At 61.5% G+C, this 26,859-nt stretch carries 22 protein-coding genes; 8 read left to right on the top strand and 14 right to left on the bottom strand.

The genetic code is table 11. The features are described 5' to 3' along the window. Nucleotides 1-15: 15 nt before the first annotated feature. From D0N36_RS08430 to D0N36_RS08420, 3 genes are all read right to left on the bottom strand, one after another. Nucleotides 16-714, bottom strand: coding sequence for a DUF4129 domain-containing protein (locus D0N36_RS08430; protein ID WP_190242581.1), 699 nt, complete (start codon nucleotides 712-714; stop codon nucleotides 16-18). 233 nt (nucleotides 715-947) lie between these two features. Then, nucleotides 948-1,982, bottom strand: a complete 1,035-nt coding sequence (locus D0N36_RS08425; protein ID WP_116940961.1) for a hypothetical protein — start codon at nucleotides 1,980-1,982, stop codon at nucleotides 948-950. Nucleotides 1,983-2,103: 121 nt separating this feature from the next. Next, nucleotides 2,104-3,048: a stage II sporulation protein M gene (locus D0N36_RS08420; protein ID WP_116940960.1), complete on the bottom strand. Its 945-nt coding sequence runs from the start codon at nucleotides 3,046-3,048 to the stop codon at nucleotides 2,104-2,106. A 95-nt stretch (nucleotides 3,049-3,143) separates the two neighbouring features. Here D0N36_RS08420 and D0N36_RS19930 point away from each other — a divergent pair, with 95 nt between their 5' ends. Beyond that, nucleotides 3,144-3,881: an RDD family protein gene (locus D0N36_RS19930; RefSeq protein ID WP_116940959.1), complete on the top strand. Its 738-nt coding sequence runs from the start codon at nucleotides 3,144-3,146 to the stop codon at nucleotides 3,879-3,881. Nucleotides 3,882-4,061: 180 nt separating this feature from the next. Here the strand turns inward: D0N36_RS19930 and D0N36_RS08410 are convergent, their stop codons facing one another. After that, on the bottom strand, nucleotides 4,062-6,092 hold the full coding sequence (locus D0N36_RS08410; protein ID WP_116940958.1) for a DUF4394 domain-containing protein: 2,031 nt from the start codon (nucleotides 6,090-6,092) through the stop codon (nucleotides 4,062-4,064). A gap of 294 nt (nucleotides 6,093-6,386) precedes the next feature. Next, a complete protein-coding gene (locus tag D0N36_RS08405) occupies nucleotides 6,387-8,030 on the bottom strand; it encodes a bifunctional GNAT family N-acetyltransferase/carbon-nitrogen hydrolase family protein (protein WP_242478847.1) in 1,644 nt (547 codons plus the stop codon). Nucleotides 8,031-8,246: 216 nt separating this feature from the next. Here D0N36_RS08405 and D0N36_RS08400 point away from each other — a divergent pair, with 216 nt between their 5' ends. After that, nucleotides 8,247-8,720 (top strand): hypothetical protein, encoded by a 474-nt coding sequence (locus D0N36_RS08400; protein ID WP_116940956.1) that lies wholly within the window; start codon nucleotides 8,247-8,249, stop codon nucleotides 8,718-8,720. 94 nt (nucleotides 8,721-8,814) lie between these two features. Here D0N36_RS08400 and D0N36_RS08395 read toward each other — a convergent pair whose 3' ends face one another. From D0N36_RS08395 to D0N36_RS08355, 9 genes are all read right to left on the bottom strand, one after another. Then, on the bottom strand, nucleotides 8,815-9,471 hold the full coding sequence (locus tag D0N36_RS08395; RefSeq protein WP_116940955.1) for a 3-oxoacid CoA-transferase subunit B: 657 nt from the start codon (nucleotides 9,469-9,471) through the stop codon (nucleotides 8,815-8,817). Nucleotides 9,472-9,612: 141 nt separating this feature from the next. Beyond that, nucleotides 9,613-10,311: a CoA transferase subunit A gene (locus D0N36_RS08390; protein WP_116940954.1), complete on the bottom strand. Its 699-nt coding sequence runs from the start codon at nucleotides 10,309-10,311 to the stop codon at nucleotides 9,613-9,615. Between the two features lie 203 nt (nucleotides 10,312-10,514). Then, complete coding sequence (locus D0N36_RS08385; RefSeq protein WP_147320800.1) at nucleotides 10,515-11,942, bottom strand: T9SS type A sorting domain-containing protein; 1,428 nt, start codon at nucleotides 11,940-11,942, stop codon at nucleotides 10,515-10,517. An 80-nt stretch (nucleotides 11,943-12,022) separates the two neighbouring features. Next, the gene (locus D0N36_RS08380) at nucleotides 12,023-12,976 is read right to left on the bottom strand and encodes a bifunctional riboflavin kinase/FAD synthetase (RefSeq protein ID WP_116940952.1); all 954 of its coding nucleotides are present in this window, start codon (nucleotides 12,974-12,976) and stop codon (nucleotides 12,023-12,025) included. Between the two features lie 68 nt (nucleotides 12,977-13,044). Beyond that, nucleotides 13,045-13,905: a tRNA pseudouridine(55) synthase TruB gene (gene truB, locus D0N36_RS08375; protein WP_116940951.1), complete on the bottom strand. Its 861-nt coding sequence runs from the start codon at nucleotides 13,903-13,905 to the stop codon at nucleotides 13,045-13,047. Next, nucleotides 13,902-14,708 carry an undecaprenyl-diphosphate phosphatase gene (locus tag D0N36_RS08370; RefSeq protein ID WP_116940950.1) on the bottom strand — a complete coding sequence of 269 codons (807 nt, stop codon included), beginning with the start codon at nucleotides 14,706-14,708 and terminating at the stop codon, nucleotides 13,902-13,904. Before D0N36_RS08370 ends, truB begins: the two co-directional genes overlap by 4 nt. Before the next feature lie 158 nt (nucleotides 14,709-14,866). Beyond that, the gene (locus D0N36_RS08365) at nucleotides 14,867-15,187 is read right to left on the bottom strand and encodes a DUF3098 domain-containing protein (protein WP_116940949.1); all 321 of its coding nucleotides are present in this window, start codon (nucleotides 15,185-15,187) and stop codon (nucleotides 14,867-14,869) included. Nucleotides 15,188-15,402: 215 nt separating this feature from the next. Beyond that, nucleotides 15,403-16,290 (bottom strand): cell division protein FtsX, encoded by an 888-nt coding sequence (locus D0N36_RS08360; RefSeq protein ID WP_116940948.1) that lies wholly within the window; start codon nucleotides 16,288-16,290, stop codon nucleotides 15,403-15,405. Between the two features lie 215 nt (nucleotides 16,291-16,505). Then, nucleotides 16,506-21,113: a translocation/assembly module TamB domain-containing protein gene (locus tag D0N36_RS08355; RefSeq protein WP_116940947.1), complete on the bottom strand. Its 4,608-nt coding sequence runs from the start codon at nucleotides 21,111-21,113 to the stop codon at nucleotides 16,506-16,508. Between the two features lie 244 nt (nucleotides 21,114-21,357). Here D0N36_RS08355 and tsaD point away from each other — a divergent pair, with 244 nt between their 5' ends. The 6 genes from tsaD (at nucleotide 21,358) to D0N36_RS08325 (ending at nucleotide 26,612) form a co-directional block, all read left to right on the top strand. Next, a complete protein-coding gene (gene tsaD / locus D0N36_RS08350) occupies nucleotides 21,358-22,359 on the top strand; it encodes a tRNA (adenosine(37)-N6)-threonylcarbamoyltransferase complex transferase subunit TsaD (protein ID WP_116940946.1) in 1,002 nt (333 codons plus the stop codon). 150 nt (nucleotides 22,360-22,509) lie between these two features. Next, the gene (locus tag D0N36_RS08345; RefSeq protein WP_116940945.1) at nucleotides 22,510-22,905 is read left to right on the top strand and encodes a thioesterase family protein; all 396 of its coding nucleotides are present in this window, start codon (nucleotides 22,510-22,512) and stop codon (nucleotides 22,903-22,905) included. Between the two features lie 91 nt (nucleotides 22,906-22,996). Beyond that, nucleotides 22,997-24,460, top strand: a complete 1,464-nt coding sequence (locus D0N36_RS08340; RefSeq protein WP_147320799.1) for a glycosyltransferase family 39 protein — start codon at nucleotides 22,997-22,999, stop codon at nucleotides 24,458-24,460. Between the two features lie 135 nt (nucleotides 24,461-24,595). Further along, a complete protein-coding gene (gene smpB, locus D0N36_RS08335) occupies nucleotides 24,596-25,069 on the top strand; it encodes an SsrA-binding protein SmpB (protein ID WP_116940943.1) in 474 nt (157 codons plus the stop codon). Between the two features lie 9 nt (nucleotides 25,070-25,078). After that, nucleotides 25,079-25,882, top strand: coding sequence for a C40 family peptidase (locus D0N36_RS08330; RefSeq protein ID WP_242478846.1), 804 nt, complete (start codon nucleotides 25,079-25,081; stop codon nucleotides 25,880-25,882). 235 nt (nucleotides 25,883-26,117) lie between these two features. Beyond that, nucleotides 26,118-26,612, top strand: a complete 495-nt coding sequence (locus D0N36_RS08325) for an HNH endonuclease (RefSeq protein WP_116940942.1) — start codon at nucleotides 26,118-26,120, stop codon at nucleotides 26,610-26,612. Nucleotides 26,613-26,859: the final 247 nt, after the last annotated feature.

The raw sequence follows: 26,859 nt of genomic DNA, 5'->3' as shown, positions 1-26,859 counted from the left end.
CTGGCATGAAGGAAGCTAACCGCTAGCTACCAGCCGCTTACCAGCTAGTTGTCGGATGAATGTCTGCTGCTGCTCGCGTAGCTCCGGGTACTGGTCGGCTGCGAGGGGCAGCTCGCCATACCAGACGTATTCGAACTGCCGGGTGAGGGTGCGGAAACCGGCGGCCTGGGGCGTGCCGGCCAGTTCACGCAAGTAGTCTTGGTTGGTTTTTTCGGGTTGCCATTGAATGAGCGCCCGGTCGGTGAGGTGGCGCAACGTGTGCAGGTAGCCCAGGCGCAGGGCCAAGCGGTAGTTGCCGGCCTGCTCAGCCCGGTCCAGCTCCGTCACGAAATCAATGCCCCGAATATCTTCGGTCAGCGCCTCGTAGGGGAGGGGCAGCGTGCGGCCGCGCCGGCCCAGTAGCCCCGTTATATCCAGCCGCAACAGGCGGAGCAGCACGTAGCCGAAAGCCGCCGCAAACAGGGCGTACACCACGTAGCGGCCCCGCGTCTCGTAGGTTTTTCCCGAAAACAACCCGGCAATCCGCCGCCAAAGCTCCTGCCAAAACCGCGACCACACGCTGTCGGAGCTGCTTTGCTCGGGCTCGGGCTCCACGTACTGGAACTCGGACTGCCGACGCAGGTTGGCCAGCCGGCCGGCCGCCGGCTGCCGTAGCGTGCCGGCCGGGGCGGTATCGGCTCGCAGGCGCACGTAGCGCGGCGCGGCAGGCGCCACCCACCGAGTCGGGCGCGGGCGACAGTACCGGCGGGCGGGGTGGCGCCTGAGCACGGCCGCTCGCCGGGGCCAGCAGTAGCGCCAGGCCCAGCAGCCCGGGTAGCAGGGCGGCTGGGCAGAGGTGGCGCAGGGAAGGAAGCTGGGGCATAGTGAAGGAGAGTGCAGCGTTGGCCGGGGCGTTGGCCTGATTGGCCGGGACCAGAGGGCGCGGCCGGCCGCCGGGCGCGGTAGGGCTAGTATTCGCCCTCGTCATCGGGCCGCAATGCCTGGGCGGCGGCAACGGGCACCGGCGCGCCAATGGCCTCCACCATCAGCCGGGTGCCGGTGCCATCGAGGCGCTCGACGAGGTTGAAGTACTGAAAGCTGATGGCAACGAGAATAAACGGATAATACACCAGCGTAACCAGGCTTTGCAGGGCCGAATACACAATCAGCAGCACCCGTGTCGAACTGGCATCAGGCTCAACGCTTACCAGCCCTCCAATGGGCAGCCCCACCACCGACAGCAGCCCCATCGACAAAAGCAGAATCAGGTACATAATCAGCGTGATGACCACCAGCAGTCCAAACGTGGACCACCACTTGCCCCACACCAGCCGAAAGCTCCGGCCAATACTGCCGAAAAAGCCCCGCCCTTCGCGCAGCCAGACGATAAAAAACAGGCTCAGCGGCGCAATGGCGTAGAATATGGCGATGTAGAAGAAGAAGACAGGCAGCAGAGAAAGCGCGGAGGAAACGGACTGTAACAGCATCCCGAACCCGGCAATAAAACCACCCATGAGCAGTAGCCCCGCTACAAACAGCAACCCGAGCCCGACAAGAGAACCTATCATCCCCAGAAACCGGGACTTTACCACCTGCCAGACCTCACCCGCCGTTATCGGCTCGTCAGTGGTGCGTTCGGCCTGCAGAATGACGTAGCCGAATACCGTCAGGTGGACCACTGCAAACAACAGCATGCCCGAAAGCATGGTCAGCCAGAGAGTGGGCGAAGTAAAGAACTCAGGCATTATATTGTTGCTGTAAGGGGCCTGGGTGCCCATATTCTTATGGCGGACAACCGACGCCAGAAAAGTCAGCATCTGGCCCTGCAACAGGCTGGTGCCGATGCCGGTGAGCAGCGCCAGCGGCAGTACTAATACTACCAGCACCCGCACCAGCGGCGTGGCGTGGGCCCGGATGAAGTCGAAGGTGGCTTCCATTTTCTGGCTGAAGTCGCGGCGGCGCAGAAAATCGGTGGGCCGGTTGAAGGCAAGGTGACGACGCATGTTTTTGAGCTTTTAGCTGTCAGCTGCTAGCTGTTAGCTTTTTTTGTTCAATAATGATTGATGTTCAGATGATTGCCTATTTTCAGCTAACAGCTAACAGCTAACAGCTAACAGCTAACAGCTAAGTAGCCCGCCGCGCCAACCACCACGGGTAAGCCACAAAGTAGCCTATAATGAGGGCCGCTGAGGTGCCGATGATGCTTAGGCTGGCGTAGAGTGGCATTTCGGTGTGGCGCGTCACGAAGCCTTCGAGGAAGCCGGCCAAGATGAATACCGGCACCAGCGCCAGCACCAGCTTCATGCCGTCGCGGGCGCCGCGGCGCAGCGAGTCGCGGCGCGAGTAAGTGCCCGGAAACAGCAGGCTTTGGGCCATGATGGCTCCGGCCCCGCCAGCCAGTACAATGGCCGAAATTTCGAGCGTGCCATGAATCCAGATGGTGAGCACCGAGGGTAGCAGCAGGCCTTTCTGGTGGAAGAAGAACTGAAATGCACCCAGCATCACGCCGTTGCGAAACAGCATGAAGAAGGTAAACAGCCCCGCCGTAATGCCCCCGGCAAAGGCATAAAGCGCAACCTTCACGTTGTTGAGCGTGATTTGCAGAAACATCAGGCTCTCATCGGTGCCCTTGTACACGGCCATTGGGTCGCCCTTCTCAATGTTGGCCAGCGTCTGGTTCACGTAGGCGTCGCCGAGTATCAGGCGCACAAATGAGTCGTCGTAGGCCGCCGACAGGGCCCCGATAAAGCAGGTGAGCAGGAAAAACACCAGTGTGGCCAGCAGTATGCGGTGGTGGCGAATGATGATGAATGGCAGCTCGCGGAGCCAGAAATCGGCGAAGCGGCCGTGCTCCTGCTTTTTGTTTTTATAGAGCGACTGGTGTAGCTTGCCCGTCAGCGCGTTCAGGTAGGCCGTGGTGCCCGATTCGGGGTAGAAGGTCCGCGAATAGGCCAAATCGTCGGTTAGCTCTACGTAGCGCCGGGCCAGCTCGTCGGGGCCGGCAGGCGGTTGGGCCTCGTAGCCATGCCAGCGGGCTTCGTTGAGCCGCAGAAAGACCGTTTCGCGCATCGCTTTTGCTGCTTGTGTTGAAAAGCAGACCAGTCCGCCGGGCTAAATATACAGGATTCCAATGGGCCGTTACGGCTCTTTTTTACGCTTTTTTTATGAGTACGATCCGCATCCAGACCACCCAGAACGTGGTGCTCGAATACGAGGCTGCCAGCGTGGGCGACCGGGTGCTGGCCCAGGTGCTCGATGTGCTGGTAATGGTGCTGTGGGCGGCGGTAGTCAGCTTCCTGATCAAGCAGATAACCGAGTCGGATGATGGCCGGCAGATTATGGCCTACGGGCTGATTTACGTGCCGTTGCTGGTGTACCATCCGCTGTGCGAAATCTTTTTCAATGGCCAGAGCCTGGGCAAGCAGGCCCGTAAAATCAAAGTCACCCGCCTCGATGGTACCCGCCCCGGCACCGGCGACTACCTGCTACGCTGGCTTATCGGGCTGTTTGAAATCGGGATGACGGCGGGTTCGGTGGCGTTGGTGGCCACGCTTTTCAACGGCCGCGGCCAGCGCCTGGGCGATATGGCCGCCGGCACCACCGTGGTCAGCCTGCGCCCCCGCGCCCCCGATGTGCACACGCTCACGGCCGAAACCCTGGTGCCGGCCGGCTACCAGCCCGTTTTCGAGCAGGCCCGCCACCTCTCCGACCACGACGCGACGCTTATCCGCCAGCTGTTCCGCCAAGCCGGCTCCCAGGGCGACTACGCACTGCTCAACGAGCTGGCCGGCAAAGTCAAAACCGTCACCACCATCTCCACCGACCTGCCCGACGAGCCCTTTATCCGCACCGTGCTCCGCGACCACGCCTACTTCGCCGCCCAGGAAAGCCCGCACGGCTAGCGGTAGGCGCGGTATGAACTACCCCCGTTATGGCGAGCATCCCGCATATGGAGCGGCGGCGAAGCAAGTTAGGGTGTACCAAATCGACAAGCTGCCAACAGCAAAAAGCCCCTGACGCCGGCAAGGACGTCAGGGGCTTTGCAGTTAATTCTGCCCCAAAGTGAGAGGCAACGCAGCTACTTACTTCGCTACCACGATGCGCTGTACGCCGGCCGACTGGCCATCGACGAGCAGACGGAGCAGGTAGATGCCGGCACGGTGGCTGGCTGGGTTCCAGTTGAGCGAGTGCGCACCGGCAGCGCGGTTGCCCAGGCTCTGGCGCTCCACAATGCGGCCCAGCGCGTCAGTCAGCACCAACTCGGCGGCACCAGCACGGGGCAGACGGAAGCTAATCTCGGCCCGGTCGGCCACCGGGTTCGGGAACAGCACGAAGCCCGTAGCCACGGCCTGGCTGCGGATACCGGTCGTTACGCCCGCACCGGCCGCAATGGCCAGGTCACGCACCGTCAGGCCCAGGCCAATCTGGCGGGGGCCGGAGGCAGCGCCGGTGGTCAGGTTCAGGTTGTAGAGGCTGGAGTTGGCCGATGTGCCGGTGGTAGCCACCAGGTAGGCCGTGTTGGCGCCCTCGGCGGTGCTGTAAATGTCCATGTCCACGTTCGGACCGGCCACTACGGTTACGCCCGAAGTGCCCACAGTAGCCAGCGTGCCGGCGTTGGCGGGGTTCTGGTTGGCCAAAATGTTCAGCGCCTCATCGTAGGCAAACAGCTGCGTAGTGCGGGGGCCGGTAGCGCCAGTAGGGTTGCCCGGGCCGCTGTAGCTGTTGGTGTAAGCTACCGAGCCAATGGCCGGGGTAGCGGCGGCGTTGGCATCGCCCGTTGCGTAGGCCAGGGTGCCGTCCACTGTGGGGGCGGCGGTACCGTCGTTGGGGTTGATACGGAAGTTAGCGCGGTTCACGCCCTCCACCCGAATCCGGTCGACGGTGGGGTTGAAGTCGAAGGCTATGCTGCCCGTGCCCAGGGGCAGGCTCAGGTTGGTCGTACCGCTGAGGTTGGTGGCCACGCCGGTTGCGGCGTTGATGGTGTAGAGCTGGCCGGTTTGGGTGGTGGGGTTGTAGCCCAGCGCGTACAGCGCATTGTTGAGAGGCCGTACATCCATGCCCACCAGCGTCTGGCCGGTGGCCACGCCCGTAATGCCCACCGACGTGCGGATAACGCCGGGCAGGTCGGTGTCAAAAGAAAGCAGGTTGCCGCCAGCCAGCGCGTAGGCCAGGTTGCCGGTTACCGCCGCGAGTGTCGCGGGGCGCACAATCTGCAGTGCAATATCGGTTACGGCCACCAGCGTACCCGTACCCACATTGTTCACCAGCGTCGCTGCGCCAGTCGTCAGGTTCACCGTGTAAAGCTTGGTAGCAGCCGAGAAGGTCGCGATGTTGATTTCGGCCACCGTCAGATAGGTCGTCTGGACGCCGGTAACGGGGTTAAAGTAGATGTCGAAGTCGGAAACCGTGGTGCCGCCGTTCGTGGTTACGCCCAGCGGGCCCACGGTTACCAGCTTGCCGTCGTTGGGCGGATCCTGCTTCACGAGGCGGTTGTTGGCCTCGTCGAGCCCGTAGAGGACAGTGGCGGTGGTGCCGATGTAACTGTTGGTGTAGGCCGAGGAGCCCACGCCGGGCGTCTGGCCGAAGTTGGGGTCGCCGGTGGCGTAGGCCAGCCGGCCATCGGTGGCCGCCAGAGCGCCGTTGTTGGGGTTGAGGCGGAAATCGGCCCCGTTACCGGCCGTCACCCGAATCCGGTCTACGGTCGGGTTGAAGTCGAAGCCAATGCGGTTGATATCAGTGCCCAGGTCGAGGGTGATGGCCGGGCCGGCGGCCGTGGCGACGGCCGTGGTGCGGCTGATATTGTACACCTGCACCTGCGTGCCGGTGGCATTGTAGCCGAGCCCAAACAGCTCGCCGGTGTTGGGCCGGAAGTCGATGCCCACCAGGTTCTGGCCGGTCGTGATGCCCGTAACCGGCAGGTTAGTCAGGAAAACGCCCGGTGCCGTAATGTCAAACGTTACCAGGTTGGTTGTCAGGCTGGTCGTCAGCGACAGGCCAAAGGCGGTGGTAGTATTGGTCTGGGCCGACACGGAGCCAGCGGCCAGCAGGCCCAGGGTAGCCAGCAACAGGCCATTGCGCCGGGCCTTTGGCCGGAGAGTAGAGAAGGAGGGCATACGCGGGTAGAGTTTGGTGAATGGGGTAGGATTAAATAAGCACGGAGTAGCCCGTGTCCGCCACTACTTACGGGGCAGCGCTTACGGTTGGGTTAGGATACTTTCACATTTAATTCGGCTTTAACCCAAAAGTGCCTGCCAACCCCATTTTTAGTTCCAAGAAGCCTAAATTATGTACATATTCAAAAGTTTATAGCACACTAAAGCCAAAAGCCGCCCGCCTGGAAATGGCGGACGGCTTTTGGCCTGATTAAGAGATGGTACAGCTAAACGCACAGCTGAGCCGTAGCAGACCTACGCCACCGTAATGGGCGGGTGGAGGGTGGACGTTTTGGGCGCGCGCTCCTCGCCCTGGCTCAGCAGCTCGTCGGCGCGCTCCGAGTTCTTCACCCAGCTCACCGAGTACAGGTCCTTGCGCCGGTCGCGCAGGTTGCGCACGGCCCCGCTAGTGTTCAGGTCTTTCAGCAGGTCCAGGTTAAGGTCGGCAATAAGCGTCATCTCAGTGTTGGGCGTCGCCTCGGCCACAATCGAGTCGTGGGGGAAGGCGAAGTCGGAGGGGCTGAACACGGCGCTCTGCGAGTATTGGATGTCCATGTTCTCGACCCGCGGCAGGTTGCCCACCGAGCCGGTAATGGCCACGTAGCACTCGTTCTCGATGGCCCGGGCCTGGGCGCAGAGCCGCACGCGCTGGTAGGCGTTCTTGGTATCGGTCCAGAAGGGCACGAACAGGATTTTCATGCCTTCGTCGCTCAGCATCCGGCTCAGCTCGGGGAACTCCACATCGTAGCAGATGAGGATGCCGATTTTGCCAAAGTCGGTGTCGAAGCAGCGCAGCTTATCGCCGCCGCGCATGCCCCAGTAGCTGGCCTCGTCGGGCGTTACGTGCAGCTTGTACTGCTCGTCCACGGTGCCGTCGCGGCGGCACAGGTAGCTGACGTTGTGCAGCTTGCCATCCTCGTAAAGCGGCATCGAGCCGGCAATGATGTTGATGTTGTAGCTCACGGCCAGCTCCATCATCTTGATTTTGATGGGTTCGGTGAAGGCCGACATCGAGCGGATGGCCACCGAGGGCGACTCCTCGTTGGTCAGGGCCATCATCGGGGCGTTGAAGAACTCGGGGAACAGCACGCAGTCGGACTTGTAGCCCGATACGGTGTCCACGAAAAACTCCATCTGCTGGAAGAAGTCCTCCAAATCCTTGGTGGCGCGCATCTGCCACTGCACAATGCCAATGCGCACGTTCGACTTCTGGTTGCCGATGAGCTTGTCGGTTTCCTCCTCGTAGTACACGTTAATCCACTCCAGCAGCGTGGCGTAGGCCTTGCTCTCGGAATCATAAGGCAGGTAGCCGCGGATGATTTTACGAACGTAGAAGTCGTTGGCCAGCTGGAAGGTGAGGATGGGGTCGGTCAGCTCCTTATTACGCACCATCTCCACGTACTTGGCGGGCGTCATCTCGCCCGAGTAGTTGCTGTAGCCCGGAATGCGGCCGCCGGCCACCATGGCCCGCAGGTTAAGGTTCTCGCAGAGCTCCTTGCGGGCATCATACAGGCGGCGGCCCAGGCGTAGCGAGCGGTACTCGGGGTCCACGAACACATCGACGCCATACAGCGTGTCGCCGTCGGAGTCGTGGGTGTCGAACTTGCCGTTGCCGGTTATTTTAGCGTAGGTGTGCTTGTCGCCGAACTTGCTGTATTCCACGATGATGGCTAAGGCAGCGGCCACGATTTTGCCGTTGTCCTCGATGCAGATCTGGCCCTCCGGGAATTTCTTGATCAGGGCATTGTACTCGTCCTGGGCCCAGGAGCCCTCCATGTTGGAGTACACCTTGTCCATGATGGTTTTTACCTCCTTGAAGTCGTTGCGGCGCAACGTGCGCAGCACCAGTTTGTGGGAGGGTTCGGGCGTAGGCGTATTTGGCTCAGGATGCGCAGGCATGCCGGGCAGTGTATTCTTTTTGGCGGCCTTACCGCCGGTTTTTCCGTGTGAACTCGCGGCCATATACTCAGTTGCTGATTACAGAAGATTGTACCCAAAGGTACGGAAGGGGAGATGGTGGGTTGGCGAAAGAAGGAAATGGCGGGTGGCCCCGGTGTAGTCTGAGCAGGTCGCGCACTCACCAACTCCCTGTTTCACCGTGCGTACCTTTGCCGCATGTCGCCGCTGCCGGAACGCCGTTTGCAAACCCTGGCCGCCGTGCTCGAAGACCCGCAACGGTTTCCGGCCACGGCTTGGCTGTGCGCGCCGCCCCTGCTGCTCGGCTGGGCCCCCGAAAGCCCCGCCGCCGTGCTGCTCACCGCCGCCCCGGGCCAGACGGTGCCCTGCCCACCCGGCCTGGCACGTCTGCTGTTCATGGATGAAGTGCAGCTGCTAATGGAGCGCCTGACGCGCCAGGTGCCCGGCGCTACCGCCGAGCTGCGCGTGCAGGTGCTCTACCGTTACAAAACCCAGCATGAGTTTCCCGCCCTCACCAGCCACCCCGACGAGCTGGCGGGCCACCTGGCCGCCGCCGTAAAAGCCGGCTCGTTATCTGCCCCCGCTGCGTTGGCCCACTTCCAGAAGTGCTTTTCCCACTTCACCCTCGAAGCCGTCCGGCACATACTGGCCCAAGCCATGCTGCGTATTTAGAGCAATAGGCGGAACGCTGTAGCTATGGAGGGTAGTGTAGGGGCGGGGACAAGCCCCGCCCCTACACTACCCTCCGCAACTCATCCAACTAAACTCAGATAACCATTTCCGGCACTCCGCCTTCGGGGATAACCAGTTTGCCGGCGGTGGCGGCCTGTATCTGCTCCACGCTCACGCCGGGCGCCCGCTCGCGGAGCACGAAGCCGTCGGGCGTCACGTCGAGTACGGCCAGCTCGGTCACGATTTTCTTCACGCAGCGCAGGCCGGTGATGGGCAGCGTGCAGGCCGGCAGCAGCTTGCTGGCGCCGTCGCGCGAGGTGTGCTGCATGGCCACGATGATGTTCTTGGCCGAGGCTACCAGGTCCATGGCGCCGCCCATGCCCTTCACCATCTTGCCCGGAATCTTCCAGTTGGCAATGTCGCCGTTCTCCGACACCTCCATGGCCCCCAGAATAGTCAGGTCCACGTGCTCGCCCCGAATCATGCCGAACGAGTCGGCCGAGCTGAACAGGCTGGAGCCGGGCAGTGTGGTCACCGTCTGCTTGCCGGCGTTGATGAGGTCGGCGTCCACCTCGTCCTCGGTCGGGAAGGGCCCCATGCCCAGCAGCCCATTCTCGCTTTGCAGCTCCACGTTGATGCCCGCCGGGATATAGTTGGCCACCAGCGTCGGAATGCCGATACCGAGATTGACGTACGAGTTGTTTTCTACTTCCTGCGCAATGCGCCGGGCAATACCGTGTTTATCGAGCATGTCTTTGGGGAATTGTGGTTGTCATGCTGAGCATAGCGCAGCGAAGTCGAAGCATCTCTACCGCAGTAGTAATTATATACTTTGGCGGTAGAGATGCTTCAACTACGCCTGCGGCTACGCTCAGCATGACGGTTGGGTTGATTACGACTGGCGAACCGTCCTTTGTTCGATGCGCTTCTCGTAATCTTTGCCTTCGAAAATGCGCTGCACGAAGATGCCGGGGGTATGGATATGGTTGGGGTCCAGCTCGCCGGCAGGCACCAGTTCCTCTACTTCGGCCACCGTTATTTTGCCGGCCGTGGCCATCATGGGGTTGAAGTTGCGGGCCGTGCCCTTGAAGATGAGGTTGCCGGCCGTGTCGCCGCGCCAGGCCTTGACGAAGGCGAAATCGGCGTGTAAAGCGTGTTCGAGCAGGTACATTTTGCCGTTGAACTCGCGGCTTTCCTTACCTTCGCCCACCTCCGTGCCGTAGCCGGCCGGCGTGTAGAAGGCCGGAATGCCCGCCCCGCCGGCCCGGCAGCGCTCGGCCAGCGTGCCCTGCGGAATCAGCTCCACTTCCAGCTCGCCGGCCAGCAGCTGGCGCTCAAACTCGGCGTTTTCGCCCACGTAGCTCGAAATCATCTTGCGCACCTGCCGGGTCTGGAGCAGCAGCCCAATGCCGAAATCATCGACGCCGGCGTTGTTGCTGATGCAGGTGAGGTTCTTCACGCCCCGGCGCAGAATTTCCTGGATGGAGTTCTCCGGAATGCCGCACAGGCCGAAGCCGCCGAGCATGAGCGTCATGCCATCGGTAAGGCCCTCCAGAGCCGCCTGGGGGCCACTTACTGTTTTGTCTATCATATTAGGTGGGAGTTAGAACTGGCAAGGTAGCATTTCCCTCCGCGCACTTCTGCACCGAATGCCCAATACGCTGCCAGCACCGCTTCAGTATCCTGTACCAGTTGGCCGTCTACTTCTCCAGCCCACGAATTTATGTTTGTTACGCATGCGGGCAATGGTCGCGAGTTGGCTGCCCTCGAAGCCAATCAGGTAATGTCAGCCGGTTACTTTTTCAATACCCTCAGCACGGAGCGCTGGCCCTGTGAGTCGGTGAGCTGCAACTGATAAAGGCCCGCAGTTAGCCCCGACAACGATAAAGCGTAGCGGCCTGGGGCCGTGAGTTGCATGCGTCCGCTGCGCACGACGCGGCCCTGCATATCGGCGAGCAGATAGGGGCCGGTCAGCGGGACGGGGGCTATAATGGTCAAACGCTCCGCCTCCGTTATTGGATTGGGGTAGAGCTGGGCAGCTGCCGCCGCCGTTGCGGGTGCCGCCGCCAGCACGGCATCTCCACTCAAACCAACCATCTCGTAATCCCCGCTAATACTAGTGGCCAGGGCGAATTGGCCAGTTACCGGATTCACCTGCATAAGCGCTTTATCGGGGGTGCCGAGGTCTAGGCCTGAAAAATAGAATCCGCTACGGAGCGGCGTACCATCGGGTAAAACCCAGAGCAGGTCCACCTTTACAGAATGGGAGCCCTCACCAGAAATGGTTACAAACACGTAATTCCCGCTGGTAGTACGGACGCCCTGCAACAAGGCCCTGGCCCCAGGACTGCTCGGAGAGGCCTTAAAATCTTTCCTCGTCCATAGGGTGGTAAAGGTGGGAGAAAGCTTGGTGGCAGCACCGGAATCAACCACTAAGAAATTACCGTCCTCGACGGGAAGGAAGCTTCGGATACCTCGGCCGGGAAGAAGATTATGAATCGAATTACCATAGGGGATTCTCAAAGACGTGAGGTACTCGGTGCCGCGGACGCCGGCATCACTCACAAACACCATCTTGATAGTACCGGAATCGGTGCTGCTGGTCGAGGAGTTTACGGCCACCCAATAGCCACCCGCGCCACGGGCCATGCGGGTAACGCCGCCGGGCTGGCCGGGGGCATAGTCCACGGGGGTTTGGCGGGTAATCTGGCCGGCGGCCGACATGCGCACCAGGTAGGGGCGGCCCTCGATGTTGGCCGTCAGCACGTAGTCGTTGGCCGGCGTCCAGGCCAGATCGGTGTAGTCGGGGGCCGTAGGTCCTGTCAGCGTCCGGGTCCAAATCGTGTCGCCGGTGGCCTGGTTGAGCAGCACCAGGAAAGTAGCGGTTGCTACGCCCTTATTTCCGGTGCCAATGAGCAGCAGATGGCCCTGTTCGTCTTCGCGCAACAAGTCAGTGGCTTTCACGGAAGTGAGCTGCTTCATCCTGAGCTTTTTAGTCCAGATGGTATCGCCTTGGTCTTTGGTCCGAACCAGGAAAAGGCCGGAGCTTTCAGTGCCACTGAGCAGATAGCCCCCGCTGCGCATGATTAGCGTACCTTGCAAATTATCCTGGACCGGGGAGCGGTAGCGACTCTTCCATAGCTGTGATTGAGCCTGGACTGGCATGGCCCCGACGCATAGCAATAGCAGCAGCGTAAACAGCAGGGGTGTATAGGCTTTCATATAGGATATTTTAGGGGGGAAACGGCCCAACAACTTACCCAAAGAAAAGCGCACTTCCTATACCAACCAGTAACGTGGCTCTAGTCGCCCGCTAAGTGTTGCCGGGCTTCCTCAGCATCCAGCGCCAGCTGGGCTTTCAGCGCATCGAGGCCATCGAACTTCTGCTCGTCGCGCAGGCGGGCCACAAATTCTACGGTCAGCGGCTGGTCGTACAGGTCGCCTTCAAAGCCTAACAGGTTCGCCTCCACTGTCTGGGCCAGGTTGCCGGCTACGGTAGGTCGCACACCGATGTTGAGCATGGCTGGCCAAGTTTCGCCAGCCGCGGTGGTGGCGCGCACGGCGTACACGCCGCGAGCGGGCACCAGCTTCAGGTCTTCGGCGCAGACTAGGTTGGCCGTGGGCCAGCCGATGGTGCGGCCTAACTGCCGGCCCCTTACTACGGTGCCCGTGAAGGGGTACTGGTAGCCCAGGTAGCGGTTGGCGGTATCCACGTCGCCAGCCTCCAGCGCCCTCCGGATGCGGGTGCTGCTCACGCCCACCGCGTCCACATCCTCGCGCGGAATCTCCTCTACGCTCATGCCGTAGCGCCCCGAATGCTCGCGCAGGTAATCAAAGCCGCCCTCGCGGTTGCGCCCAAAGCGGTGGTCGTAGCCGATAACCAGCTTGCTGGTGCCCACTGTGTCGAGCAGAATGCGCTGGATAAACTCCTCCGATGACCAAGCCGCGAACTCGCGGGTAAACGGGATGATGAGCAGGTAATCGACCCCGAACTCGGCCAGCCGGGCGGCGCGCTCCTCCAGGGTATTGAGCAGGTAGAGGTCGAGCGGCTCGGGGTGGGAGGGGGGCGGCGCCAGCACCAGCCGCGGGTGGGGCCAGTAGGTAATGACCACGGCCGGCCCGCCGCTGGCCCGCGCCACCTCGCACAGCCGCGCCAGAATCTGCTGGTGGCCCACGTGCACGCCATCGAATGTGCCGCTGGTAACCACGGCATTGCCGAGGTAAGGAAACTGGGCCGGGTCGTGAATTACCTCCATTAAATCACTGGTTCGCGCTGGTTTTATTGATTACGCTGATTTTTGCTGGCTGGCCGAAGATAGCGCCATTACTCCTCGGTATTCGCGGCTGGATCAGCCGCTGCCGGGCCTGTCGAATCCGGCGTGTCGGCGGCGGCGGCGGGGGTGGCGTGGGTGTTGTTGAAATACTCCAGGCCGGCGCGGCGCTCGGGCAGCCGTTCGCGCCGCGGCCGGCGTGCGGCGCGGTCGGCTTCGCCTTCGGGGCGGGGCGGGCGCAGGGCCTCCAGCTGGGCCATCGTGAGGGCGTCGTCCAGCCGGTACTCGCCGATGCGGGTGCGTACGAGCTTCGTGAGGTGGGCCCCGCAGTGCAGGGCCTCGCCCAGGTCGCGGGCCAGGCTGCGGATATAGGTGCCCTTGGAGCAGCTGATGCGGAAATCCAGTTCGGGCAGCGCAATGCGGGTCAGCTCGAACTCGGCAATCGTTACCTGCTTGCTCTTGATAACGGCCTCTTCGCCCCGGCGGGCCACCTCGTAGGCCCGTTCGCCATTCACCTTCACGGCCGAAAACAGTGGGGGCGTCTGGGTGATTTCGCCTATGAACTGCGCCACAGCAGCCCGTATTTCGGCCTCGGTGAGGTGCTCATAGGGCCGCTCCTGGTCGACGGGCGTTTCCAGGTCGAAGCTGGGCGTCGTCTGGCCGAGGCGGAAGGTGCCGGTGTACTCCTTCTGCTGGGCCTGAATGAGGTCGATTTGCTTGGTTTTCTTGCCGGTGCACAGAATCAGTAGGCCGGTGGCCAGCGGGTCGAGGGTGCCGGCATGGCCGATTTTGGGAATGCGCAGCGTGTTCTTCACCTTGCGCACCACATCAAACGACGACCAGGTTAGCGGCTTATCGACGAGCAGGACTTCCCCGGTTTCGAAGTCAAAATCGGCTACTGTTTTCTCGCTCATATCAGTTGTAAGTCAACGCCCAGGCCAATCATCAGCAACAGAATGCCGCCCACGATAATGCGGTAGATACCGAAGGCCCGAAACCCGAATTTGGTAACGAAGCCGATGAAGAGCCGGATAGCCAGCAGCGCCACCACAAAGGCCACCACGTTGCCGAACAGAATCAGCTGCAGGTCGGCCCCGGTGAGGCGGCCGCCGTCCTGGTAGAAGTCGAGCAGGTCTTTGGCGGCGGCGGCGGCCATGGTGGGCATGGCCAGGAAAAAGGCGAATTCGGCGGCGGCTTTGCGGGTGAGTTTCTGGGTGAGGCCGCCGATGATGGTGGCCGCCGAGCGGCTCACGCCCGGCACCACGGCCAGGCACTGGAACACGCCAATTACAAAAGCCTGCCGGAAGCCGGGCGTTGTAACCGGGCTGCCGCCCTCCTCAACGCTTTCCTGCGGAAACCATTTGTCCACAAACATCAGCACAATGCCGCCCATCAGCAGCATCAGCCCCACCGTCGTCACCGATTCGAGCAGAATGTCGATATACTTCTTGAGCGTGAGGCCCACTACCACTACCGGCAGAAAAGCCACCAGCAGCTTGAGGTAGAAATCGAAGCTCTGGAAAAACCGCCGCCAATACACCACCAGCACCGAAAGGATGGCTCCGAGCTGAATAACGACCAGGTAGAGCTTGGTAAACGGGGTGGCCGGAATGCCCATCAGGGCCGAGGCAATAATCATGTGCCCGGTGCTGGAAACCGGCAGAAATTCGGTCAGGCCTTCGATGATGGCCAGAATAAGGGCTTGCCAGTAGGTCATTTCAAAGGGCTGGGTAACATAAGGTCCGGGGAACAGGGGTGCGGGGCAGAAAACGCCTGTCATCCCGAGCCACGCGAAGAATCCGGACAGAAGCCAGCCTGTAGCTTCGGTATAGATGCTGCGCGCAGCTCAGGATGACAGCGGGTTGCTTTTGCCGACTACCGCTTATAAGTAGGTGCGGCAGGAGCGGCCGGGGCAGTTGTGGCCGGTGGCACGGGCTGCGAGGGCACGGTGGTTACCGTGGCTTCGTCGCGGGCTACGGGGGCAGTAGTGCCGGGGCGGGCCATAATGGCCCAGAACTCAATCAGAAAGCCCACGGCCAGCAGAATTGGGCCCAGCGTAATACCCAGAAACCCTTCGCCGTATTCTTCAGAATCGAGGGTCATGGTGATGAAGCCGGCCGCCAGCACGGCCAGCCCGATAAACATGAGGCGGTAGTTACGCGGCCCGAAGGCGAAGCGGGGAGTAGTCGATTCCATGAGGGCAAAGGTAGCGGAGTTGCGGCAAGCCGCCGCCGAAATTCAACCAATAAGGGATTTGGGAGAACGAGTGGATGATCAGGCATCGGAAAGAACGTCATTCAGAGCGCAGCGAAGAATCTCGCGTGCTGACGTTGCAAGACCGTTATTCAACGGAGCACGCGAGATTCTTCGCTGCGCTCTGAATGACGTTTTCCCAAGCTCCCAATTACTTCCTAATACAGCTCGTCCAGCGACATGCCGGCGTACTTGCGCACGGCGCGCCAGGAGCTGAGGAAACCGATGCCCATGCCCAGCGCCACCAGCATAATGCCCAGCGCCGCAAACAGGCGGTTGTCTTCGAGCAGGCGCAGCTCGCTAAGCTGCAGGTAGGCGTACTGCAGCAGCGCCGCCAGTAGCAGGCTCGCCAGTATACCACTTACGAGGCCCTGCCACACCGCCCGGCGCAGAAACGGCCACTGGATAAAGCCCGGCGTGGCGCCCACCAGCTGCATGCTGCGAATCAGGAAACGCTGGGAAAACAGGGCCAGCTTGATGGTATTGTTGATGAGCACCACCACCACAAACGTGAGGATGGCCGCGAAACCGATGAGCACCAGGCTGACGTTGCGCAGGTTCTCGTTCACCGACGTAATCAGGCTCTCCACGTAATCGACCTCGAACACGCCCGGCATCTGGCCCAGCTCCTGCTTGATGCGGGCGAGGTTTTTGGCGTCGGCGTAGTCCGCATTCAACTTGAGCAGGTAGGCGTCGCGCAGGGGGTTGTCGCCCAGAAACTGCTGGAAATCCTCGCCGGTCTGGTCGATGAGCTGGCGGGCGCCTTCTTCCTTGGACAGAAAGCGCACCTGGGGCTCGTTGTTCTTGCGGGCCACGTAAGGCTTGCGGGCCAAATCCTGCTGCAGCTGCAGCAGCTGGGTTTCGGGCAGGTCGCGCTGCAGGTACACCTGCATCTCCAGGTTCTCCTTCACCAGCGTCGACACCTTGTGGGCATGAATCAGCAGCAGCCCGAACAGGCCCACGACCAGCAGGGCCAGCGTAATGCTGAACACCACCATCAGGTGCGGATAACTACCGAGCTTCTTTTTGCGGGTGGGCTGCTTCATGCGGTGAATTAGTTGATGTTTTGGCGTTGCGCCTCACGTGCGCCTCACCCCCTAGCCCCCTCTCCGAAAAAGGAGAGGGAGAACTAGATTTCAGTTTCTAGAACTAAAAACAGAACGCTTAAAGCTAGAACACTAGATGCAAAGTTAGCAACTAGTTCCCCCTCTCCTTTTCCGGAGAGGGGGCTAGGGGGTGAGGCGCGACGATAGAACGAAGCTTATATTTCCGTGCGCGGGTCGTTGTCTACCTGCAGCTCGCGGGCTTTGCGGGCGTCCCGGTCGCGGCGGCTCAGGCGCTTGCGGGCAAACAGCTCGCGGAAGGTGTCGAACTGCTCGGTGTGCAGCAGCGAGATGCCGGCGCGGGCCTGGTTCACGTTCTGGCCCAGGCCGGTAAAGTCGCGCGGAGTGGTTTCGTAGCGCAGCTTGGCCCGGAATTTTCCGTCGGGGCGCAGGTAGTACTCCAGGCTCAAATCACCGATAACCGAGTTCTGGCCTGTGCCCACCGGTGCGCCGCCCGCGCTGGTACCCGCGTTGCTGTTGCTGCCGAAGCTGCCGTCGCGGGTGATGCGCAGGCGGCCGTTGAGGAAGGAGTAGCTCAGCCGCAGCTGCAGGGCCGCCAAATCGTCGGCCGAGAGGCCATTGATGTTGAAGCTGATTTCCAGGTTGGGGTCAATCTGGGAGGTCAGCAGCCCGAGCTGGGTACTCAGAATCTGGCCCAGACTGTTGCCCAGTGCATTGTTGCCGCCGTCGAGGCGGGTAACGGCCAGCGAGCCGGGCGGCGTAAGCTGCCGGAACACCACCAGGCTGAACACCTGCCGGTTCAGCTCCTGCTCGTCGTTGCGGATGGCCGACAGGAAAGGGGCCAAGTCGCCTTCCAACGACGAAGGAATATCGTTGAATTCGAGGTTGAGCTTGATAATGGGCTGCAGAATCGGGCCGGTCAGGTTCATCACGGCCGTTACGGGCACGAGCGACGTGTTGGGCGCCGTATTGCCGGTTTGGTAGAGCACGGGGGCCAGGCTGGTGCGCTGGGTGTAGGTAGCGGTTACGTTCAGCTCGCCGGCCAGCGGGTCGCCGTTCCAGGCAATGGTGCCGCCGGGCCGCACCACAAATTCCTTGTTTACCAGCCCCTGCAGCGTGAAATTGTAAGCCCCGCGCACAATTTCCACCTGCCCGTACATGTTGAAGTCGCCCCGGGTATCGATGTTGAGCCGCAGCTGGCCGGTGGCCGTGCCCCGAATAATGTCGCCGGTGCTTTCATCAAGCAGCAGCTCCACGTAGGCATCGGGCGTAATGTCGAGGTTCATGTTCAGCCGCAGGCCCGACAAATCGACCTTGCCCGTGGTGACGCCCTTGGGGTTCTGGGCCGCCAGCACCGCCCGCGCCGAATCGGAGAGGTTGCGGTTGACAAACTTGATGTAGCTGGCCTGCTCGGCCTTGGCGGCGTTGTCAAACGGCAGCGACATGCGCGTGCCGGCCTCGCTACGGGCCGTTACGTTGATGAACAGGTTATTGGCCGGACCGCGCACCACGGCGGTGCCCGTAGCGTAGGCCTGCCCAAAATACAGCTCGTTGTCGCGGCGGGTGGTATTGAGCACCTGCAGCTTACGGAACGAGGCGCTCAGATCCAGCCGCATGTTCTGGAAGCCCCGCTGGTAAATGTTGCCGTTGATGACGCCCGAATTACCTTGGGGGTCGCGTAGCGTAATGTTCTGGAGCGCAATCCGGTCTTCCAGAAACCGGATTCGGTCGGCAAACCGGTAGGTGGTACCTAGGTAAATGAACGTCATTTGCCCATCCGACACATCAATGTTGCCGGTGAGTACGGGAGCCGCAAACAGCCCGTTTACGCGCAACGTGCCCACGCCGGTGCCGCTCACATCTTTAAACAGCGTGTTGAGGAAAGGCTCAGCCAGTTTGATGGGCGTCTGCTCCAGCACCCCGCTCAGGTTGAGCTGCTGGGTGTCGGAGCCGGGCGCGATGTAGCCGGTTACGGCCAGCACCCGGCGGGCGTCGCGGGCCACATCGAGGTTCACGTTGAGCCGGCCGAGGGTGTTGTCCCAGTCGCCGCGGCCCTCCACGTTGCCAATCAGCGTCTGGTCAAGCGTCAGCGAATCCACTTTCAGCGTCGAGTTGATGACCAGCGGGCCGAACACGCCGCTAACGGTACCCAGCGCATTCACCCGGCCCCCGAATTTCTGGGTGCCGGTGAGGCCGTTGAGCGTGGCCAGCTCAAAGTTGGTGACCGTGAGGGCCAGCGGCTTGGCAGGATTTTGCGATATAAACCCCTGGGCACTCACGCTTTGCTCGCCGTTGCTGAGCGTCACGTTCTGGAAGTCCAGCTCGCGGCCGCCACCCGAAATTACCAGCGAGTTGTCGGGCGCAATCGTCCAGTTCTTGCCCAGCAAATTCACGCCCGACTGCCGGAAGATGATTTTCACGGCGTCTTCCAGAAACACCAGCGCCCCGTTTATCTGGGCCTTGTTAGTGGTGCCGGTCTGAGCCAGCGAGGTCGAGAAGTTGATTTTCTCCTGGTCCCACACGCCTTCCACGTAGAAGTTCTCGGTGGCCCCCAGCCCCGGCAGCCGCTGCCGCTCCGAGGTAACGCTGGCCTGGGCCAGAATTTCGGGCTGGTAGGGCAGCTTGGAAGTCGTCAGGTCCACATCGGCATTGAATACCTGCACGCTGTCGTACTGTACGCGGGCCATTTGGCCACCCAGCTGGAAAATAGAGGTCTGTCCGTTGCGGAACGAGCCGTCGAAACGGGCAGAGTCGGCAATGCTGAGCTGCGGCACAAACAGGTGCAGCACCGGATTAAACCGCTTCAGGTACAGGTTGAGGCCAATCTGATAGTCGGGTAGCGGCTGCTGGCGCTTGCGGCGGTAGTAGGCGGCAATGGCGTCGTCGTTGCTCTCGAAGTTGAGCTTGTACTCTTGCACCAGCGTTTTCACGTCGCGGATAACGGTGCTGGGCGTAAAGTCGCCGGCCAATGAAAGGTTAAGCACCTCCGAGCGTACCCGCACCTGGCGCTGCCCGGCTTCCAGCTGGCTCAGTATATCAAGCGTGTCGATGTTCACGGTGCGGCCGGCATAGCCCACGCGCGAGTTGCGCAGGTGGGCATAGCCCAGCAGCGCATCGAGGCGAAGGCCCTGAAATTTGACGTCGGCGGTGGTGGCTACCGTTACGCTTTCGTTAGTGAGGCCCAGGGCCCGCAAGTCGGCCTTCTGCACCCGGGCCCGCAAGTCAAACGCCTGCTCGCGGGGCCGCAGGTTAATGGTGCCCTCGGCGTTGAACTTCAGATTGGGGTCGTTGGCCGCAATCTTACCCGTAAACGAGCGGCGGCTGAACACGCCGTTGGTAGTGATGTTGCGGTAGCGGTAGCCGTTGAGCCAGATACTTTGCACGTTGGCGTTGGCCGTGAGACGCAGGCTGCTGGCTTCGAAACCCACGCCTTCTATCCGGCCGTTAAACGCCACATCGCGCACGAGGCTTTCGTCGCCCAGCAGCTTCCCCAGTTGGAAGCCGTTGGTGCGGATTTTTCCCTCGTAGCTGGACAGGCGCGGATTATCTTTGAGCTTGATGTTGACGTCGGAGGTAACCGAGCCCAGGGCCGTCTGGAACGAGCCGTTGGCTACAAAGTCGTTGTAGAAGCCCAGAAACTGGCCGTTCAGCTTCACCGTGCCCAGCCGCTGCACGTAGGGCCAGCCTTTGGCCGGGATGTAGCGCCGCAAATCGGTACCGCGCAGCACCGAGGGCTGCAGCCGCATCACAATAAAGCTTTCCTTGAAATTGGGCAGCCCTTCCACGTTGATGTCGCCGCGCACCCGCGTGCCCTTGCCGTAGCTGATGTCGAGGTTTTTGGTGGTGAAGTTGCGCACGTAGCCCTTCGCCTGGCCCGAAATGAGGATGGTTTCCTTCAGGTCGCGCACGCTGGGCTGGGGCGCGAACTTGGCAATGTCGTCGGAATACAGGCGGCTCGGCTGCAGCCGGGCAATCACCTTCACCGAGTCGTTGAAGCTGGTAAAGTTCAGGAACCGCTCGTACTCAAAACGCAGGTAATCGTGGATTTTGCTTTCTCCCACCCGCAGCATCAGCTTGTCAAACTCCCAGAACTTGCTGGCGTAGGTCATGTTGGCAGTCAGCTCGCGCAGGCGGGTGCCCGAGGGTGTGTCCACGGTGCGCAGGCCCGTGATGTTGGCATGGATGGAGTCGCCCCGCAGCCAGAGCTGGTCGGCATCGACGTAGATGCTGTCGAGCTGCATGTGGGCGTAATCCATCGCCCGGCCGTACTCCGGAATGCGCGGCACGTCCTGCCGGTCCAGCACAAACTGTCCGTTGCGCAAGCTTAAGGCCTCAATCTGAAAGTTGAAGGGCTTGCCGGTTTTGGTGGTATCGGAAGGCCCCAGCAGGCGCTTAACGGAGCTGATGAACTGGTCGAGCGTGGTTGAATCGGGGTTGTTTTTATAGGTAACCAGATGAAAGCGCGGCTCCTCCAAGGTAAGCCGCCCGATGTGCAGCTGGTTGGGGTCGAAGATGCTGAAGAGCTTGATGTCGGCATCGGCCCGGCCGATGTTGAACAGCTCGTTGCCGCGCTTGTCGAGCACCCGTACGCCTTCGAGCAGCACCCGCGAGAAGGGGCGCACGTCCACGCGGTTCACCAGCACCTTCTGGCCGAGCTTTTCGGTGAGCATGCGCGCGGCCCGCTGGGCCAGGTTGGTTTGCACGCTCGGCACTCGCAACGCCACCAGCGTGCCCACCACGGCCAGTACCACCAGCAGCAGCAGGCCAAACAGCACTTTTAGAATAATGGACAGAAACCGGGGCACGGGACAAAGATAGGAGCTAGAAGTCAGGATTTAGGAGCCAGAATCGGGCGAGGAGGAACGAGGGGGCCCGAACGATGCAGGGGCGGGGCTTGCCCCCGCCCGCCTCTGCAACTGCGGCATTACGCATCGTTCAACGGCGGGCGGGGGCAAGCCCCGCCCTTACATCGTTCGGGCATCGTGTTGCTTCGTTGTAGTTTTGCTTCTGAATTCCAGCTCCTCGCTCCCAACTCCTAGCTTCTCCAAAATGACCATCCTCGCCATCGAATCATCCTGCGACGACACCTCGGCGGCCGTACTCGTCGACGGCGAAATACGGTCGAACGTGGTAGCCACCCAGCAGGTACACGTGCAGTACGGCGGCGTGGTACCCGAGCTGGCCTCGCGCGCCCACCAGCAGCACTTGGTGCCGGTAGTGGACGCGGCCCTCAAGCAGGCCGGCATCACCAAAACTGACCTCGACGCGGTGGCCTTCACGCAGGGGCCGGGGCTGCTGGGTTCGTTGCTGGTAGGCGGCATGTTCGCCAAAACGCTGGCCCTGGCGTTGGGCAAACCGCTGATTGCCGTCAACCACATGCGGGCCCACATTCTGGCCCACTTTATTGAGGAGCCCCGGCCCGAATTCCCGTTTCTGTGCCTCACTGTAAGCGGCGGCCACACCCAGCTGGTGGTGGTGCGCGGGCCGCTGGACATGGAAATCATCGGCCAGACCATCGACGATGCGGCTGGTGAGGCCTTCGACAAAACGGGCAAGCTGCTCGGGCTGCCCTATCCTGGCGGGCCCCACCTCGACAAGCTGGCCCGCCAGGGCGACCCGCTGCGCTTTCCTTTCCCGGTCGGCACCATGCCAGGCTACGATTTCAGCTTCAGCGGCCTGAAGACTGCCGTGCTCTACTTTCTCAGGAAAGAAACCACCAAAAACCCCGATTTCGTGCAGCAGAACCTGGCCGACCTCTGCGCCAGCATCCAGCACACCATCATCCAGACGCTGCTGCGCCAGCTGCGCCGCGCCGCCGCCGACCAAAACCTCGCCCAGATTGCCCTGGCCGGCGGAGTGGCCGCCAACAGCGGCCTGCGCCAGGCCCTGCAGGACGAAGCGGTTGCCCAAGGTTGGCAGGTGTTCATCCCCGCCTTCCAGTACTGCACCGACAACGCCGCCATGGTCGCCCGCACCGCCCAGTTCCAGTACGAAGCCGGCGACTTTGCCACCCAGCTTGTCAGCTCCGACCCGCGGCTGAAACTGGTGTAGGGTTCAGTTGTAAGGACAGAAAGAACGTCATGCTGAGCGGAGCCGAAGCATCTCTACCGCATTGCCAATCCTGACGTGAGAACATTGCGGTAGAGATGCTTCGGCTCCGCTCAGCAAGCAAGATTCTTCCCTAATCCCTAATCCCTCCCAATGACCAATCCTTTCCGGCCCGGCGATGAGCAGACGTACCAGCTGACCGTAACGGCGGCCGACTTCGCGGTGCTCAACGGCCGGCTGATTCATCCGGTGCTGAGTACGTTTGCGCTGGGACAGGCGCTGGAATGGACCAGCCGGCAGTTTGTGGAGCAGATGATGGAAGCGGGGGAGGAGGGCATTGGTACGCTGCTGACGGTGGAGCACCGCGGCCCGGCCTTCGAGGGTGAAACGGTGGAGTTTCGGGCGGTTTTTGAGGAGTTGCGCGGCGCCGAGCTACTGTGCCAGGTAGAGGCGCTGGTGGGCGCACGGCTGGTAGCCACCGGCCGCACCGGCCAGCGCATCGTCAGTAGCGAGAGGCTGCAGGCCCGTTTTCGGGAGCTGCGGGGGTAGGCCGATAAGGAAGCAGTTCACTGGTTCTCGTAACAGCTTCAACGGCGAGGCGCGTATGTTTGCCTGCCGAAAAGCATTTTGTTGCCCCCTCATGCCCTTTTCCTCGCCGTCCGCTCGTTTGCTGCCCCCGCGCTTCTATTATGTAGCCCTGCTGGTTGTGTTGGCACTATTTGCGGCTTCGCTGGTGGGGCGATACACGCATTTCGATGATGCCTGGTCGGCAGAGGAGGCTTTTTGGCTGCTGCGCGACGGGTACGTGCATTCGGAGCTGTTCCGGGGGTTTGGTGGTTGGGAAAACCGGCTCTACATCTTTCACAAAGGCTATATCTACCTGATGGCGGCCGAGCTGGCGGTGCTGGGCGAAAGCCTGGTGGCCGTGAAGTCGGTCGCCCTGCTTTCGGCTGTTGCCACGCTGGGGCTGCTGCTGCGCTACTTTAGGGCCGCGCCCGCCGAGGCCCGCTGGCTGGCGGCGCTGCTGTACGTGGGCTGCGGTTCGGTGATGATGTTCGGCTTCGCGGGCCGGCCCGAAACCACGGTGGCACTCTGCGGATTCGCCTCGTACCTGGTGCTGCACCGGGCCGACGGCCGCCTGGGCCGCCTCGCTGCTGCTGGCGCACTGGCCGGTCTGGCCGGCCTGGTGCACCCGAATGGCACCTTGTATATGGCTGCCGGGGCCCTGTGGCTGATCTGGTACCGGGCCGGCTGGCGGGCGTTGTTCAGCTTCTCGGTGCCCGCCGCGGCGGTACTAGCGCTGTTTGCGCTCGATGCCGCTTTGGTCGGAGAGCTGCCCGTGCTGGCCGACCAGTTCGTGAACTACCCGGTAGTGGCTCCCAACCTGCACCTGAGTGATAAGCTGCGGGTAATGGCCCGCTACCACAGCATTTTCTTTCATAGCGCGGGCGAAATTGCGCTTTCGGTGGTGGCGCTGGTGGCCCTGGCCCTGGCCTGGTGGAGCCGCCGCGCCACTGTAGGGCTGCCGCCGCTACCGAAACCGGTTTTGCGCTACATCGTGCTGTTGCTGGGGCTATTCTGGCTGCTCACCAAAAGCCCCACGGCCTATTACTACCTGCTATTTGTGCCGTTTCTGGTAGTATTGGTGGTTGAAATTACCCTGTCGGCCGGGCAATGGAAGCCGGGGACGCGGCGGGTGCTGCTGGCGCTGGTGGTGCTGTATCCGGTGGGCACACTGGCCCAACTCCTGTACGTGCGCCAGCTCAACCAGCGCAGCCCCGATATCATGGCCCTCAACGCCCGGCTGGCCGCCCAAATGCCCGTGCGCGGTGCCAAAGTCATTGCGCCACTCGACTTCATTTTCGGGCAGATTGATAATTACCGGATTCGTGGCCTCACCTTCCTGACTGCCCCGGCTACGCCGCTCGACTCGGTTTTTGCCCGCGCCGCCGCCGACTCGGTGCAGTATATTATCCCCGACTACAACACCAGCAACGACGTCTACCACATTCCGCCTACTGCCCCGGCCCGCATCGGCGAGTACCAGCGCGTGTACCAAGACCAGTGGCGGGCGCTGTACGAGCGGCAGCCCGCGCAGCCTTAAGGCTGGGCCGGACATCGGACGGCGCATCTTCCAACCCCCGACGGCGGCCAGCCGTTAAGCCTTTTTTACGTTCCTTGCGCGGCGGCAAGGCTCCGGAGCCATTTTCGGGGCGGGCCGCTGCCAGCTTTTTATCCTATGGCCCACGCCAAAGACGACAAACCCAAGCACATCAACATCCAGAACCGCCGCGCCCGGTTCGAGTACGCCTTTCTGGTCAATTACACCGCCGGCATAGTCCTGAAGGGTACCGAAATCAAAAGCATCCGTGTTGGTAGCGTACAGCTGGCCGACGGCTTCTGCGTGTTCCACCCCGATGGCAGCCTGTGGGCCCACAACATTACTATTGCCCAGTACACCGAAGGCACCTACAACAACCACGAGCCCACCCGGCCCCGCAAACTGCTGCTCAACAAGCGCGAACTGAAGCAGCTGACCGGTAAAAACCAGGAGCAGGGCCTCACCATCATTCCCGTGCGCCTGTTCGTAAGCGACCGGGGCTTTGCCAAGCTCGAAATTGCGCTGGCCAAGGGCAAGAAGCTCTACGACAAGCGCGACGACCTGAAGGCTAAAGACCAGAAGCGCGAAATGGACCGCGCCCGGGACTTTTAATTGACGATTGTGGAACACGGAATTTGCGCCCTGAGCGCCGTGCCGGTACGGGCCGAGGCCACCGATAAGGCCGAAATCGTCACCCAGCTCATTTTCGGGGAGTGCTACTCGGTGCTGCTCGTGCAGGGCAACTGGCTGCAAGTACGCCTGGCCGCCGACCAATATGTGGGCTGGATGGATGCCAAGCAGCATCGCCCCGTGTCGGCCGATTATTTCCGGCTCTGGCAGGCCGAAGACCATCCCCGCACCCTCGATGTGGTGCAGATGGTGAGCGACGACAGTACTAAAATGCCCGTTACGCTGGGTACCCGGCTGCCGTTTTTTGATGGTATGACGCTGCGCCTCGGCGACCAGCCCTACTTCTACAACGGCTCGGCCACCAACCCGCGCAACGGCCACGGCCCCCAGGGCCCCGCCGATATGCGCCTGAAGCTGCTGCAGAAAATGGCCCTGCAGTACCTGAAAGCGCCCTACCTGTGGGGTGGCAAAACGCTGTTCGGCATCGACTGCTCGGGCCTCGTACAGCAGCTCTACGGCCTGATAGGCGTGCAGCTTCCGCGCGATGCCCACCAGCAGATTGAGGCGGGCCAGCCGGTACACTTTGTGGCCCAGACCCGCCCCGGCGACCTGGCCTTCTTCGACAACGCCGAGGGCCGCATCGTGCACGTGGGCCTGCTGCTCGACGACCAGCAGATTCTGCACGCCAGCGGCGAGGTGCGCATCGACCCGCTCGACCACAACGGCATCTTCCGCCGCGACCAGCAGCGCTACAGCCACAAGCTGCGCCTCATCAAGCGCATTCTGAGCGAGTAATAAGACGGGTAAAGGATACGAGTAGTAGAAGCAACCGGTCATTCTGAGCGGAGCGAAGAATCTCGCGAGCAATGGTAATTCCATTATCGGAAGTTGCCATTGCTCGCGAGATTCTCCGCTCCGCTCAGAATGGCAGTTCCATCCATCCCGCCGCAACCAGAACGGGTTGCCTATTGTTAATGCGCTTAGAATCATCTAGCTTTCTGGCAGAGTAGGTTCTTTTTCTTCGCGCTGTATGGACCACAAGGTGCTTGTACTGAACGGCGACTACACGGCCATTACGCTGTGTAGCGTCCAGAAGGCTTTCGTGTTGCTTTATCTTGAAAAGGCCGAGCTTATTGCTAAGTCGGAGCACGGCGTGCTGCGTACTGTGAGCCGGGCGTATCCTAAGCCCAGCATCATCCGGCTGCAACGCTACGTGCGCGTGCCCTACAAAGGCATTGCCCTAAGCCGCCACAACGTAATGAAGCGCGACAACTTCGAGTGCCAGTACTGTGGCTCCACGAAAAACCTGACCCTCGACCACGTAATCCCCCGAAGTAGAGGCGGCGACTCCAGCTGGAGCAATCTGCTCACGGCCTGCTCGCGCTGCAACCACGCCAAAGGCCACTACACGCCCCAGGAAGCGGGCCTCACCATCCGGCAGCAGCCCAAAAAGCCTACCCTCACCGGCTTCCTCAAGCTCAGCGCCGGCACCCTCGATCAAAACTGGCACCCATACCTGCAATAAACCCGGCAGCCTAACGGCTGGCCGGGTTTTTTAGTGGAGCTTTTCAGAAAGTCGTTGCTAACCCAAGTTGCGAGGTATAAATAAGGCCAAAAAAAAGTCTGTTCGGCGTGAACAGACTAGGTTTGAAGTATTCGACCCCTTCAAGCCCTGCCGACCATGCGCGAACAGACCGTTGCAATGTACTGTGTTCTCGATGATTTGATTCGTTTTACCCGCCCCACCGGGACTCCGCCCCCGCCCTCGGGCC

Origin of the sequence: Hymenobacter lapidiphilus, assembly GCF_003417065.2 — a bacterium.
Lineage (GTDB): Bacteria > Bacteroidota > Bacteroidia > Cytophagales > Hymenobacteraceae > Hymenobacter.
Note: the sequence above shows the minus strand (reverse complement) of the source record. Positions and strands in the feature narration are given on the sequence as shown.

What these genes read in the sequence shown, in the direction of transcription:
- D0N36_RS08385 (WP_147320800.1), bottom strand. Translation starts at nt 11,942, where the DNA reads ATGAAAGCCTATACACCCCTGCTGTTTACGCTGCTGCTATTGCTATGC.
- D0N36_RS19930 (WP_116940959.1), top strand. Translation starts at nt 3,144, where the DNA reads ATGAGTACGATCCGCATCCAGACCACCCAGAACGTGGTGCTCGAATAC.
- D0N36_RS08410 (WP_116940958.1), bottom strand. Translation starts at nt 6,092, where the DNA reads ATGCCCTCCTTCTCTACTCTCCGGCCAAAGGCCCGGCGCAATGGCCTG.
- D0N36_RS08420 (WP_116940960.1), bottom strand. Translation starts at nt 3,048, where the DNA reads ATGCGCGAAACGGTCTTTCTGCGGCTCAACGAAGCCCGCTGGCATGGC.
- D0N36_RS08325 (WP_116940942.1), top strand. Translation starts at nt 26,118, where the DNA reads ATGGACCACAAGGTGCTTGTACTGAACGGCGACTACACGGCCATTACG.
- smpB (WP_116940943.1), top strand. Translation starts at nt 24,596, where the DNA reads ATGGCCCACGCCAAAGACGACAAACCCAAGCACATCAACATCCAGAAC.
- D0N36_RS08405 (WP_242478847.1), bottom strand. Translation starts at nt 8,030, where the DNA reads ATGCCTGCGCATCCTGAGCCAAATACGCCTACGCCCGAACCCTCCCAC.
- D0N36_RS08340 (WP_147320799.1), top strand. Translation starts at nt 22,997, where the DNA reads ATGCCCTTTTCCTCGCCGTCCGCTCGTTTGCTGCCCCCGCGCTTCTAT.
- D0N36_RS08380 (WP_116940952.1), bottom strand. Translation starts at nt 12,976, where the DNA reads ATGGAGGTAATTCACGACCCGGCCCAGTTTCCTTACCTCGGCAATGCC.
- D0N36_RS08370 (WP_116940950.1), bottom strand. Translation starts at nt 14,708, where the DNA reads ATGACCTACTGGCAAGCCCTTATTCTGGCCATCATCGAAGGCCTGACC.
- D0N36_RS08390 (WP_116940954.1), bottom strand. Translation starts at nt 10,311, where the DNA reads ATGATAGACAAAACAGTAAGTGGCCCCCAGGCGGCTCTGGAGGGCCTT.
- D0N36_RS08425 (WP_116940961.1), bottom strand. Translation starts at nt 1,982, where the DNA reads ATGCGTCGTCACCTTGCCTTCAACCGGCCCACCGATTTTCTGCGCCGC.
- D0N36_RS08400 (WP_116940956.1), top strand. Translation starts at nt 8,247, where the DNA reads ATGTCGCCGCTGCCGGAACGCCGTTTGCAAACCCTGGCCGCCGTGCTC.
- D0N36_RS08360 (WP_116940948.1), bottom strand. Translation starts at nt 16,290, where the DNA reads ATGAAGCAGCCCACCCGCAAAAAGAAGCTCGGTAGTTATCCGCACCTG.
- D0N36_RS08365 (WP_116940949.1), bottom strand. Translation starts at nt 15,187, where the DNA reads ATGGAATCGACTACTCCCCGCTTCGCCTTCGGGCCGCGTAACTACCGC.
- D0N36_RS08345 (WP_116940945.1), top strand. Translation starts at nt 22,510, where the DNA reads ATGACCAATCCTTTCCGGCCCGGCGATGAGCAGACGTACCAGCTGACC.
- D0N36_RS08395 (WP_116940955.1), bottom strand. Translation starts at nt 9,471, where the DNA reads ATGCTCGATAAACACGGTATTGCCCGGCGCATTGCGCAGGAAGTAGAA.
- truB (WP_116940951.1), bottom strand. Translation starts at nt 13,905, where the DNA reads ATGAGCGAGAAAACAGTAGCCGATTTTGACTTCGAAACCGGGGAAGTC.
- tsaD (WP_116940946.1), top strand. Translation starts at nt 21,358, where the DNA reads ATGACCATCCTCGCCATCGAATCATCCTGCGACGACACCTCGGCGGCC.